Genomic DNA, 13,944 nt, shown 5'->3' with positions numbered 1-13,944 from the left:
AGGTATTTGATACGAATAGCGTAGGTATTTACACTTTAAGTGTATAAAAGATTCATTTTTAAATATTTACGAGAGGATTATTAGTTTTTGGTGAGGTGTTTTGCAGACCCATAATTGAAATTATGGACTGTTGGGTGGGCATCCCTTTTTTCTATTTTAAATCATAGTAAGTCTTCGAAATACATCAAGTTTATATTTAATTTCGAAAACAAGAATATCCACCCATAAGCCCATGACTTCAGTCGTGGGGCACGATATTTCACCTTATTTCAAGAATATTAATTGACTTTACTTTCACCTTCCTGTACAAATTCAGATGGACTTACACCGAATTTCTCTTTGAATCGTTTTCTAAAAGTTCCTAGATCAGAATAGCCTACTTTCCAGGTTACTTCAGAAATATTGGTGTTGCCATTACGGAATAATTCGGCTGCATGTTTCAATCGGATATTTCTAATAAATGTCACGGAAGTTTCCCCTGTTAAGGCTTTGATCTTTTTATTTAAATGATTTCTCGACAGACCGTATTCTATTGCCAATCGATCTACGTTAAAGGAGGTATCGTCAAGGTTATTTTCAATAATGGAAAGGATCTTTTCAATAAACGCTACATCAGGGGCAGTTTTGGAGATTAAGGAAGGATTGATTTTAATTTCTCTATCAAATTTTTCTATCAAACGCTCTCTATTTTTAAGAATGGAAAAGGCCATAGAGTACAATACATTTTGATCGAATGGTTTTGAAACATAAGCATCTGCTCCTTCCATTAAACCTTCAATTTTATTCTCATTGGTACTTTTAGCGGTCAATAAAGCAACGGGAATATGGGAGACTTTTAAATCATTCTTGATGGTATGAAGTAGTTCCAAACCATTCATTTTAGGCATCATGACATCGCTAATCACAATATCTGGCAGGTGTTCTACACATTGCTCATAACCTTGAAGTCCATCTTCTGCTTCAATCACACGATGGTTTTTATTAAAAATAGAAGCAATCGTGGCTCTCAATTCCTCATTGTCTTCCACTATCAGAAAATTATATTTTTTAGAAGAAGTCAATAATTCATCTTTTATGGTTTCGATGGAAAACCTTGGTGGTGTCTCTTCTATATACATTTCCTTTGAAAGCTCTTCCGTTATCGTTCCCTCATTAATTTTAGGGAGATAGACTTTAAAAATCGCTCCTTTTCCCTCTTCACTATCAACTTCAATTGTTCCATTATGTAGCTCCACCAAATTTTTAATTAAGTTCAGTCCAATACCGCTTCCATTTCTGTAAAACTTATTCTTCTCCGACTTTTGAAAATACCTCTTGAACAAGTGTTGCTGATCATTTTCATTAATACCAATCCCAGTATCCGATACTTGAATCAAAACCTTATTTTGGAAAGACTGAATTGTTAAAGTCACCATACCCTTTTTAGGTGTAAACTTGATGGCATTGGACAATAGATTATTGACTATTTTTTCGAGAAAGTCAGGATCAAACGACATGTTTATTTCATCTTGCTCTGCTATAAATTGAAGTGTCACTTCCTTATTTTCTGCTAAGGGTTGAAAGCCGTCAAAAATTGTATTGATAAACTTTACAATATTGATGGATTGCATGGAAAGCTGAATTTTATTTTGCTCTAGTTTTCGAAAATCTAGAATTTGGTTTACCAAGCGGAGCATCAAATCAGCGTTGTACTTGATTATTTTTAATTGTTGATTTCTTTCGTTTGCCGTTAAATCAATAGCGTTGATTAACCGATCTAAGGGGATAGTAATTAACGTAAGCGGTGTTCTAAATTCATGAGAGATATTAGTAAAAAAACGAAGTTTAGATTGGGCCGTTTCCTCTGCATTTTTCTTTTCCAATTCAGCAATAAACACCTCTCTTTTTTGTTTTCGGATACGATTGTAAATTGTGAAGATTAAACCGCCAAGAACTACAAAACAGCAACCATACAAAACTAAAGCCCAAACACTCAATAAAGGATGCCTCGCAATATTAATTTCCAATGTTATGGGGTGGTCTAACCATACTTCATCACTATTTGCTGCATTCACTTTTAAGGTATATTTCCCTGCAGGTATGTTGGTATATTTCGCCTGACGGCTATCATTTCTTGTGACCGTCCATTTTTCATCAAACCCTTCTAACTTGTATCGAAATTTCACTTTGTGCTGACTATTGAACTGAAAGGCTTCAAAAGAGAGGGTAAAGCTATTTTGAGAATGACTCAAATTGATTTTGTCTGTATGTTCAATGCTGTTTTTAAGAATGACCTTCTGATTATATTTTTTATTGGGTGCTATCGTTTCATTTAAGATTTGAAGCTCTGAAAAGTACAAATTAGGGCGAGTACTATCATTTACAATTTGGGAGGGATAAAACGTATTGAGTCCATTAACACCACCAAACAGCATTTGCCCATCTTTACGTCTGCAACTCACCAAATCTTCAAATTCATTGGCCTGAAGCCCATCCGATTCATAGTAATTGACAAATTTATGAGACGCAGGATCATATTTGATCAATCCCTGATTACTGCTGAGCCATAAACAGCCTTTCTCATCTTCCTCCATTGACTTGATGGAGTTACTCACCAACCCTTCTTCAGTTGTGATAGCGTTAAATACTATTCTTCTATCCTTCTCTACAGTATCAAAATGTATTAATCCACCCCCAATCGTTCCGATCCAAATTGTCCCATTCTTCGCTTCAAAAATCTTAAGGAGGTATTCACTAGGAAGATCGTATTTCGTTTTCCCTTCTCTATATGTATAGATCTTAGGATGTTGTTTATTCAATTCTTCCTTTGGAATGAAGTTCAATCCTTTGTCTGTTCCGACGAATAGGTTTCCATTGGAATCCAATAAAATACTGCGGATAATATCTGACGTCAACCCTCCATTCTCCTTATTAGAATCAAACTGTTGAGCACTTCTTATTTCCCCATTTTGATTGGTTTCCAGTCGCCACAACCCTTCGTTATAAGTACCTAACCATAAAACAGAATCGTTTTGGACTTCGATATCAAACACAAACCCTAGTTTTTTGGCTAAAGGAGACTGAGGCAACAGCTTCATCGTGTTGGGGTCTAATGCCACTAAAAAAGTAGGAAAAGTAGTCCCTAACCAAATGAGCTTATTTCTCATTTTCGAATGCGGTAAGTGCTGTTCTGCAATAGCATATACCCGGCTGTTTTTATCTGGGTAATTTTTAATTGAAAGCTGTCCAAACCCGTTTTCATAGTTGTATTTGTTCTTCCCAATAAGATAATTGAGACCACCTATTTCAGTACCAATCCAAAGGTTTTGCTTGCTGTCCTCAAAAATTGCTTTGATATGATCATCAAATAATGAATTCTTATTAGTCTGCTGATAATGCTCAAACAGGAGATTGGGATCAGAGATACAATAGACACCTCCTCCCGTTGTGGCCACCCAAACTTGATTTTTATCTATACTAATTGAAGTGACAGGATGATGAGACCTACCATTATTACTAGACGTTTGAAAGTGTTCTAAGAGCTGTAATTGTTGTTGTTGATAGGCATAAGCAAAGACACCTTTTCGATTGCCCACCCATACTATGCCATCGTGATAAGCAATCGTCTGACCTGAATTATAAGTTAAGTCCCTTAAAGAAAACTCCGATTGATTTTTACGTTTTAATAAGGAGATAAACTCACCTGAAGTAATGATTTGCCCTTCGCAATAAGTCATGTCAGAGACATTCCCAGGAGTTTTATCATAGTCCATCAAATGTAAATCTTGAAGACTGTTATTGATTCGAACTAAACCCGTATTTAATCCCAGCCAAATTTCATTGTCCTTCCCTTTAAAAATAGTTTGTACCACCACTTGATGCAATGAGTGATCAATTTCTGATAAAGGAATAGAAGTACTCCCTTTGATTTTATCGTTTGCATCATCCAATTGGACTCTGATTAAACGGTCCCAATTCCCTATCCAAATACAATGATCATCCATTAAAAAAGAAGAAATATCGTTGGTCTCTATTCTATAATCCTCTTCACTCTCCATCGTATAATTGGTAAACTTCTCTTTCTTTATATCCAACTTTGAAAGCCCTTTACCGAAAGTCGACACCCATATATTCCCCCATTTGTCTTCAGTGATTTTTCGGGTCATATTACTGCCAATCGTGTTTTCAGATTTCCCCACCCTATAAATTTTACTATCCAGACCATTGTACCGAACCAATCCATCGGAAGTCGCCAGCCATAAAAAACCTTTGGAATCTTTAAACACATCTCGAATATCCAATTGGGCAATATCCTTTACTTTTTTGATCTCATCATTTAATTCCTGAACGGGGGATGCATTTCCTCTTTGGCTTATTGAAAAGTGAAGTAATACAATAAAAAGAATATGACTTTTGGAGAAGTTGAATTTAGTTGAGGTGAAATAATTGGAAATCATAAGTTAAGATCATTTATATCACTTCTATAGGCTATTGATGTATTGCCTTATATTAAGAATGGTTTTGAAGAGCGTTTGAAGTGTACACTAAACTAGTACAATATGGGGAAATGACTTTTGATTTATACTCCAAAAACGGCTTTGTTCATTTATTGTCTAGTTAAAAGTGGAGGAGGATAAAAGACAATAAAGTATTTCTCATTACGTAGCCCCCGACTAAAGTCATGTTTTTTGGGGGCTATCCTAAACCTTAACTTCCTTTTTAAAATTTGAGGTGCTAGATTGCTCATTGAAATGCTAAAGATCAATAAAAGAATGTTTGTACTTACTTTAAGTACATTCAACTGACACTCTCCTTCAAAAAATAGTTAAATATTAAAGTAATATTTTATATGTTCTACAAAACTTATTGAGTTCTATTGGTTCTATAAAGATCATTATAAAATTTTTGTAACGCTTCTAAATCATGAGGATTACTATGTATATGAGGATCATTGTGTAATTTCCTCATAAAATCATCATAAAACATCTGATGTCTCAAATAATTATTATAAGGTGATAAGTTATAAGGTTGAGTAATAAAACTTAAAGGAATAACGCATCTTAAACTAGCATTTTCATCAATGTCAAAGACATTTATTTTTCTACTTGCTTTTATTTTTAAATTCCCTTTCTGAAATAATACTTTCATTACTCTTTTGATTTCTTGATCAAAATCAGAGTGTAAACTACCTTCAATCGAAATCCTTGAAATTTCACCTTTTTTATCTACATCTGCCACCAAAAAAGTTGTCCCTATATAATTTTCTTGAAAACTAGTTTGAACTTTTGAGGCATCAAATTCGTCCATAAAAGCTAAATTAGTTTTAAGTAAATCAATTTTTGCAGTTGTATCTGTGATATAATAATATTTACTTTCTCCTTCTTTAAAATAGGACGTAATCAATTTATTTTCCTCGTAAACATTATAAAGTGTTTTCTCCTGTATAGCATCAAAAAATTCTACTTCTCCTTCTAAAGATACCTCTTCACCATTCTCTCTATACATTTGAGTATAATGATATACAGGTTTGGTATCTGTATTTTTTTCAAATGAATAAGAATAAAACAGCTGATCTGAATTTGGGTAAAATATATCTATAAAGTATTTTTCTTCTTGTAAATCATATTTTGAATTACAAGACAATTTACCATTTTGATATAATGAATAATCACCTGTTTTATCAAAGGCATTCTTAATATCATGTTTATAGTTAATTTTAGCGATAAGATTATCTTCAATGAAATATGACATCTCATAAAAAGTGTCATTAAATGCTGTAACTTTTGAATAATAATTAGTTTCTTCCTTTGTTAAACTCACCCAAGACTTATTATAAAAAGTCTTTTCCTGAGATAGATAAAGTGATTTGAATCTTCTAATTAAAATATAATTTAATAGTTCTTTTATGGAGTTTGTCTCATGTAAAAGAGTGTAATCAATATTCTTCTTTCTACTGTATGTCTTTTGTGGATTATTTTCTAAATAATCAGCATTATATTCTGTTATTTTCATCCATTCATTTTCACCTTTTGACGATTGTAAAGTTTGTGGAGAATTACCTAAAGTCTGTACAAAAGTCAATGTATCATTACTCATGAGAAACCTTGCATAGAATTTTCCTTTCTTGTTATACTTTACACTCTCAACAATATAACTATATGAATCTATTATAATTATAGAATCTTTTTCTGTTGTTAAGTACTTTAGGGATGTTGGTTCAAGTTCTTCTTCTATAATATTTGTTATAGATTCTTTATAAAAAATTTTCTTTCCCTGTGATCTGAAATAAACAGGAATGGTTTCGTTTGTTTTAAAAGTAATAATTCCTCGTTGAAACTCTTTTTGTTTTGAACTAACATTAAAGGATTTTACGGCACTCGCTGAAAGTGAATCATAACCAAAAGTGTGATCTAACAGCAATTTATTTTCATAGTCTAATCTATTCCACTGTTCAGAACCTATTTCTCTCCAATATATTTCATAAATATTATTATTGGACTTTGTATGATAATACTCTCCATATTCTATTCCATCAAAAGCAAACAGATATTTAACTAAAGCCTCCTTTACTATTTTATTACGTACTTGAATATTTTTTGCCTTCAAAAATAAGTCCGTTCCTACGACCACTTTCTCTATATTTTTAACTTTATAAGTTTTCGCTTCTGTATATTCTAAAGTGTTAGGCTTAAAGGATACACTTACTTTATTCACCTTCAATAGTCCATCTTGTACAGTCCCATCTTTTAGATAAATTTTGCCCCAATTGTATCCATATAAAGAGTTTGATATTATTAATTTGTTAGAATAATTCTGATTAAAAAAAGAAGTAATTCCGTTAAGTGGCGTTCCCTCAATATCCGTAATAAATCCGATTGGAGTTTGTGCAACAACATTCATTGAAATCACAATTAATATTGATGCTAATAAGTAAGTTTGCTTTAATTTCATGAAATCAGAGTTGATATCTATAATAATCATCAAAGTTACGTATTATAAAATAAACAAATTACATTTTTAAAGATAAAATACTGGTTTCTTATCATCCCCCTTCACTGTTCCAGATATCAAACCGAAAGGTTTTACTTAGAACAATATAACCCTATAAAAAAGTATTCATAAGAAGGCGAGTGAAACTCCACACCGAAAGTAATTTTGTCACATCTTGTGGCAAAATGGAAGAAGAGATGCAGTTTTATATTCAAAAAACGTACAATACTCCTAAAGTCACTTAAGCAATGACATTGGACAAAATATCTCAAGAATTGAAATCACTGATCTATTGACATTTGGCTTTAATAACAATTAAATAAACCATCTTTTTTCATTCAACTCAAAAGAAATGTAGTATTGTACTGAAAATAAAAAAGGTACATTGATGTAGTTCTTTTGCTTGGTACACCTAATTACTTTGAGCAAAAAGACATGAAAACACTACGTTTTCTCAAAGCCAATATCTCTGGATAGGGTTCCCCTCTTTCTAACCATTCGGTTACTGATGTCAATTACCATAAAGTTATTGCGCCTAAAATGCCTATGACTTTAGCATCAAAAAAATCTTATTATGAAAGGTCACGTACGAAGTGATAAAAAAACTTTTATGGGCATAAAAGCGAATGCTACTGTGTCACTATCTTCAATTTTTATTATCTCAATATTGGTTGCCGCTACATTCATTAAAGGCAAATCAATGGAAGATTGGTTCAAACTAACACAAATCAACGTATCTAATAGTGTCGGGTGGTTATTTATACTTTTAGTGAATTTCGTATTTATGTACACGCTTTATCTAGGGGTTAGTAAGTTCGGAAAAATAAAAATTGGTGGTATTGATGCCAAAGCAGATTTTTCCAAAGGGTCTTGGTTTGCGATGTTATTTAGTGCAGGTATGGGAATTGGTTTATTGTTTTGGTCAGTAGGAGAACCCATCTCACATTTCAACAATAATCCTTTTATCAGTAATACAGAATCTCCTGCCAAAGCAGCAGAATTAGCCATAAGTTTATCATTAATGCATTGGGGATTTCATGCTTGGTCGCTTTATGCTTTTGTAGGATTAGCGTTAGCATTTTTCACTTTCAACCTCAAACTTCCTCTCACCATTCGCTCCATATTTCATCCCATTTTCGGAAATAAAATTTATGGTTTATTGGGTGATATTATTGATGTCATTGCAGTCATTGCCACCTTATTTGGCTTGGCCTCTTCCCTAGGTTTTGGAGTACAACAAATCAATTCTGGGCTTACTTATTTATTTGATATTCCTTCTACTACCTCCATACAATTGGTATTAATAGCCGTTATCACCGGTTTTGCTACACTTTCTTTGATATTAGGTTTAGAAAAAGGAATTCGATTTTTAAGTGAATTTAGCATGAAACTCGCTTTTGTGTTATTGATATTAGTAATTGCAATAGGTCCTACGGTTTTCCTATTGAAGGCATTTGTTCAAAATGTAGGATTTTATCTATTCAATTTCTTTGAAATGGGTTTTTGGACCAATTCATACGAAGGGGTTGGAGAAGTAAATACTTGGCAGAACCAATGGACCATCTTTTATTGGGCTTGGTGGGTTTCATGGTCTCCTTTTGTTGGTATTTTTATCGCCAGAATTTCTAAAGGGCGAACGATCAGAGAATTTGTTTTTGGGGTGATATTAGTACCTACTTTGCTGACTTTTTTCTGGTTTTCAATCTTTGGAGGAAGTGCTCTTTACCAAGAATTATTAGGAAATCATACCATTACTGAGGCGGTAAATAAAGATTTTTCTACGGCCATTTATTATTTATTGGAACAATATCCTTTGACTAAATTAACCTCTGTGCTTACCATCATTTTGGTAACACTTTTCTTTGTGACCTCTTCTGATTCTGGGTCATTTGTGGTAGATATGCTCACCTCGGGAGGAAGACATGATGCACCTAAATCACAAAAAGTATTTTGGGCTTCTATGGAAGGTTTAATTGCTGGCGTATTATTATTAGGCGGTGGATTAGCGGCCATTCAAACAGCAACCGTCTTATCAGGATTACCTTTTGCTGTACTCATCATCGTTATGTGCTTTAGTTTTTACAAAGCCGTAAATGACTATTACAAAAAGTATTATATATTAAAAGGAGAAGACAAAAAGGATATTATTGAAGTTTAGTCTTTAAAGACTAAAATATAAAACAGAAGGTCATTTAGAATGAATTGTTCCTCTAAATGACCTTCCTTTTATGAGCTGTTATTCTATAAGTTGTACCTACACTAAAGCATTGTTTGTATTGGTTCCAACGTCAGCACTTCTTCTAAGGAATGATTGTAAAACTTCAATTGTCCTTCCTCAAAAAAGTAAGGATATTCATTTAATTCTTCAGATCCTTTTTTCATATGAAAGAGTGCCTTTTCAAAATCAAAACCCCAATATCCTTTTAGAGTTTCGTTGTTTGTAGAGGTGATGATCAATTCATGATCCGGTAAAAATTCAATCGTTTTTTCTTCTCCTTTCACTACTTTCCATTTTCCTAAAAATGCCTTTTCTGCAACCTTAATCGTATACTTATCCTCAATGATTGTAGACCTTTTCTCTAACCTCATCACCTTTTCTTCATCATCCTTAGAAAAAAGTAATAATCCACCTTTTAATTCACAATTGAATTCCATCTCTCTTTCATTTCCGTCCATTTCCTTTAAAGTGAGTACACTCTTTTTAGCATTAAATGACCAAGAACCCAATTTATCCGACTTATCATCCAAATAAAAAGTGTGGTTCTCATTAAAGGTGAATCCATTATTTTCCTTTCCTAATATAAACCACTCACCCAAAATGTCAGACTCCGTCATCATCTTATTTTCATCAGAATAAGTAATATGCCTAACATTTACACCAACCAATATTCGATCTTTATTGTATATATATTGACGTATCCAATTTTCATTTTGGTCATACTCATATTCATAATAGACTACCCTAGTGTCTTCTTTCTCAGGATTGAATTCCTCCTCTTTTATTGCATCACCAAAAGAATTATTCTCAATTTTTATGGTCTCTTTTACTTTACCGGAAGGAAGTTTTTTAGTCATTAATATCGGCTTACCTTCCTTATAATCACATTCGGTAACTAGCACTACTTTACCCTCAGCATCTAAATCAGTCTTTTTAGAGATGGTCTTATCGCTGTTGTATTCCTTTAAATTTGAGTATTTAATTTGATCCTCATCATCATAATAAATCTCTTCTACAACTAAACCATCTACAATTTTGTTCCTCATTAATGTATTGAGTTTTCCTCTCACAAAAATCGAAACAGTGGTTACATTTCCAGAGGAGTTAAAAGTACTTTCATAGTTCCAATACACCTCACCTTTGTCATCTATAAACTCGGCATCTGCAATTACATTTTGCTCGTTATATTTATAGATATTGTAGGAGTAATCATCAAAATATTCTATTGAAAACTTTCCTTTTTCACTTGAGATATCATGATGACTTTGGATGACTTGAACCTTCTTCGGTTGGGTCAAATCTGTTTTTTTCAAACTTCGAGGAGAAGAAGATACACATGATGTCAGTCCTGTAATAAGGAGTAAAATTAAATACTTGGTCATCTTTTGCTTTAGGCTAAAAATATAAAATTAGATCTCGAGCAAATATACAGATCTATTAAGTATTACGATAATATAAACACATATATTAATACCACTTGCACAACAAAGGAATTAAGAGCATGTTTGAAATATTTTTTTAGTAGCCCCATAATTGAAATGGTCGGCTTTGGGAAAGACATCTCATTGATTGACTTTTGATTATAATACTCACTGTTTTTGGTATTAAGTCGTTAGGCAAGAACTACCACATTGTATAAGTGTGAGATATCACCAATCATCCAAATCGAACTTCTAATAGTCCGTAAACCACAAGCTTCCATTGACCTCAAATCCATTTGATATGGTAAAGAATTGAAATGCTTTCATCAGAATTAGTTTTTATTTAAATTTCAAAAATATTACAAACTTTTTAATCTTACTTAGCCTAAATATCATGCTAAAAACCTTTTTTTTAATGGGTGTGGTACTACTCACAATGAATACTATTTATGCACAAGAAATTCTGCTTAAAAAGAAAATTGAGTTACGTAAACCATACAAAACAAATGATGGAAATAATTCACTTCTGTATAAGAGTGATGATCAAATCACATATTTTTTAAATGACACAGAAAACATCTACAGCTACTTAGTAGACAAAGATACTTATCAGCTAGTTGACTCCTCCTCTATCACGATCCCAGATAAAAAACTTAATATTTTAATAGGTTGCAATATTGATGAAACTGGACATCATTATTTTTTTTCGAACGAAAGAAAGAGCAAGTTCCTAGTCAAATCTATATTATCATCCTATGGGGAAGAAGTGAAAATGCCTATTAAGCTGAAAAAGGAAGAGTTCTTGGAAACACTCTGCATTAAAGATAAGTTTTTCGTATTCACCCTCGTTAACTCTAGTTCAATTATTAAAGCCTATGAGTTTACAGGTAATCAAGTTTCTAATACTTATACCGTAGATCTTTCCTATTATAATTTTTCAAAAACAGAGAAGAAGACATTATTTGATGTATTAGTGGAACATGCTGACAATTATTCTAAAACACTTTTCAACCTTCAAAAAATAGATATCAACAAACTAAATTCTATTACAGATACATCTAAAAAACATAAGCTATACCAAAACGATAAAAAAATCGTAATTACACTGGATCATGAGAATAACGAAACAAAATTAATCACAATTTTCCTTTCTGATTTTAGCCATAAAATAGAAGTCTGCTTTAATAATAATTTGAGTAATTCACCTTATACAAAATCAAACTCTTATCTATTGAATGATTATCTTTTTCAAATCGTGGGGAACAGTTCTAATTTATCTGTAAGAGTGAATGATATGAAAAAAAAGGTATTGATTAATCATTTTGAAGTCAATGAAAAAGAAGACATTACCTGGAAAAATTCTCCTTTTTTTCAAAAAGGTTTTAACTGGCAAAACGCTCTTTTAACCCAAAACAATATTGAACTGGACACTATCAAAAAAACAAAGCAGTTTTTGAAAAAGATTTCTGCATCAGACCTTAGTTTGTCAGTTTATAAATTAGATAATAATTTGGGTGTTACCATTGGAGGTGTAAAAGAAAAAATTACATATGGTTCAGACTATGACCCTGTAACCGAGGTAAGTACTCCAAGTAACAACCCTGAATTCAGCTATAAATATTATTATTTCAATACAATAATAGATCCACAAAACTGTAAGCACATCACGGAAAATTCCTCTCTAGACAAATTAAATGACATCATAAAATTAAATTCTGATAAGAACATTTATTATCCTTCGCTGTTCATCGCTGAAAAAGGCTATTTGTTGAGTCAGTACAATAAAAAGGAGAAACTCTTTTATATCAAAAGTTTTAAAAATGAGTCTATCGATCAATAAGGTTTCATTTTATCAGACTATTATTCTTAGTGATCACTGTTAGGCATCACTAAGAATAATACATGTAATCATCTAGTAGTATCTAAATCGGCATTGAAGGGAAAAGCGTTAAGAATTTCATGGATTGAGCCGTTAAAAATGATTTTTTGTTTGAGTAAAGCGAGTTTAAAATCATTTAGGCGAGAGGAATGAAATTTAGCTTTTGACCTCAAAGCCTAGATTTTTTGCTTCATTTTTCATCAATGGAAAAATGAAGAAGAAGGAAGCTTGAAAGTTGATCCTATAAATGCTTGCAGAAAGTCCGATTGAAGTTGACGATAATTTAGTTATTATCTACCTCAAAAATCTAAATAGCATTACTAAGAACAGTGGAAGTAGATAAGTATTTATTATATTCACTATTTCAAATTAAACAGCAAAACTATTCATCAACTTAAACTAAAAATGAAAAACTTCCTCTATCTACTGCCATTTCTATTCATACTTATCGCATGTGATAAAGATGAAACACCCCCTATTAAACAGAAAAATCTCATCTCAATAAAATATGAGGATGATATATCTGGATATCATTCTACAATATCCTATAATGAAAAGAATCAGTTAAGTTCTCTCATTACTGATTTTGAGAATGAGTATGATGGATTCACAGAATTATCAGATTATATTTATCTAGAAAGTGGTCAATTAAGATCCTTTAAAAGAAGGAGCAATAGCGGCTACATCAATAATAATTTCATTATTGAATATACATACAAGGATAGTCGAGTGGATATTAAAACTTCAGACATTGATCAGTCAACTTCCTACCTCAATACGGTAATTTTAGATAATAATCAAAGACCTATTGAAAACTGGTCTTACCTTGAAGATAACACTACAATTTACTATAAAAGTGTTTATACATGGGATAATGGCAATCCCATTAACATCAAATCATATATTAAAATTGATGATGAATTTGTATTAGGTTCTGAAATTCAAGTCACTTATGATAATGGAATAAACCCATACACGCATTATAAAAATTCTTTTTCAGTAAGACTGAGTGGTGAAAGTTTTAATTCAGCTAATAACGCGATAAAGGTTACTGAACAATATTATGAGCGCATTTATGGTTATAATTCTACTCAAACCTATACTGTTTCATATCAATATGATGAAGACAATTACCCTACTCAATCTACGTATGTAATGATACAAGAAACTAGCGATCCAGATGCAACTCCAAAGTTAGAAGGTAAAAAAGAATTTACATATCAATAAGGTAAAAGAACTTTATACACCCCACTGTTCTTGGTGTCAAACCGAAAGGTGTCACTAAGAACTAGTGTTTTGTATAAGTCTGAGACTTATCACCAATCAACCAAAAAGCATTCCCACCCTACAAAGCGGTAAACTTCCAATAATAGCACTAACCTGTAGGGGGCTGTCGCAAAACTAAGATTTGAATAAATAATCATTATGTTTAACTTATAACATAATGATTATTTACT

6 protein-coding genes are annotated in these 13,944 nt (G+C 32.2%); 3 read left to right on the top strand and 3 right to left on the bottom strand.

What is annotated here, in order from left to right; translation table 11 throughout:
* Nucleotides 1–278: 278 nt before the first annotated feature.
* Nucleotides 279–4,436 carry a hybrid sensor histidine kinase/response regulator transcription factor gene (locus tag IC221_RS10505; RefSeq protein ID WP_188168936.1) on the bottom strand — a complete coding sequence of 1,386 codons (4,158 nt, stop codon included), beginning with the start codon at nucleotides 4,434–4,436 and terminating at the stop codon, nucleotides 279–281.
* 406 nt (nucleotides 4,437–4,842) lie between these two features.
* Nucleotides 4,843–6,960 carry a hypothetical protein gene (locus IC221_RS10500; RefSeq protein ID WP_188168935.1) on the bottom strand — a complete coding sequence of 706 codons (2,118 nt, stop codon included), beginning with the start codon at nucleotides 6,958–6,960 and terminating at the stop codon, nucleotides 4,843–4,845.
* Between the two features lie 583 nt (nucleotides 6,961–7,543).
* Here IC221_RS10500 and IC221_RS10495 point away from each other — a divergent pair.
* Nucleotides 7,544–9,127: a BCCT family transporter gene (locus IC221_RS10495; RefSeq protein ID WP_188168934.1), complete on the top strand. Its 1,584-nt coding sequence runs from the start codon at nucleotides 7,544–7,546 to the stop codon at nucleotides 9,125–9,127.
* 101 nt (nucleotides 9,128–9,228) lie between these two features.
* Here the strand turns inward: IC221_RS10495 and IC221_RS10490 are convergent, their stop codons facing one another.
* A complete protein-coding gene (locus IC221_RS10490; RefSeq protein WP_188168933.1) occupies nucleotides 9,229–10,569 on the bottom strand; it encodes a hypothetical protein in 1,341 nt (446 codons plus the stop codon).
* A gap of 433 nt (nucleotides 10,570–11,002) precedes the next feature.
* On the opposite strand from IC221_RS10490, the gene IC221_RS10485 reads away from it, so the two are divergent.
* The gene (locus IC221_RS10485) at nucleotides 11,003–12,448 is read left to right on the top strand and encodes a hypothetical protein (RefSeq protein WP_188168932.1); all 1,446 of its coding nucleotides are present in this window, start codon (nucleotides 11,003–11,005) and stop codon (nucleotides 12,446–12,448) included.
* A gap of 444 nt (nucleotides 12,449–12,892) precedes the next feature.
* A complete protein-coding gene (locus IC221_RS10480; RefSeq protein WP_188168931.1) occupies nucleotides 12,893–13,714 on the top strand; it encodes a hypothetical protein in 822 nt (273 codons plus the stop codon).
* Nucleotides 13,715–13,944 lie beyond the last annotated feature (230 nt).

The sequence above is a fragment of the Flammeovirga sp. EKP202 genome, from assembly GCF_014534745.1.
Lineage (GTDB): Bacteria > Bacteroidota > Bacteroidia > Cytophagales > Flammeovirgaceae > Flammeovirga.
This window is presented reverse-complemented; position numbering and strand designations above follow the sequence as displayed.

Coding starts and splice junctions, on each gene's coding strand:
- IC221_RS10505 (WP_188168936.1), bottom strand. CDS start 4,436: ATGATTTCCAATTATTTCACCTCAACTAAATTCAACTTCTCCAAAAGT.
- IC221_RS10500 (WP_188168935.1), bottom strand. CDS start 6,960: ATGATTATTATAGATATCAACTCTGATTTCATGAAATTAAAGCAAACT.
- IC221_RS10495 (WP_188168934.1), top strand. CDS start 7,544: ATGAAAGGTCACGTACGAAGTGATAAAAAAACTTTTATGGGCATAAAA.
- IC221_RS10490 (WP_188168933.1), bottom strand. CDS start 10,569: ATGACCAAGTATTTAATTTTACTCCTTATTACAGGACTGACATCATGT.
- IC221_RS10485 (WP_188168932.1), top strand. CDS start 11,003: ATGCTAAAAACCTTTTTTTTAATGGGTGTGGTACTACTCACAATGAAT.
- IC221_RS10480 (WP_188168931.1), top strand. CDS start 12,893: ATGAAAAACTTCCTCTATCTACTGCCATTTCTATTCATACTTATCGCA.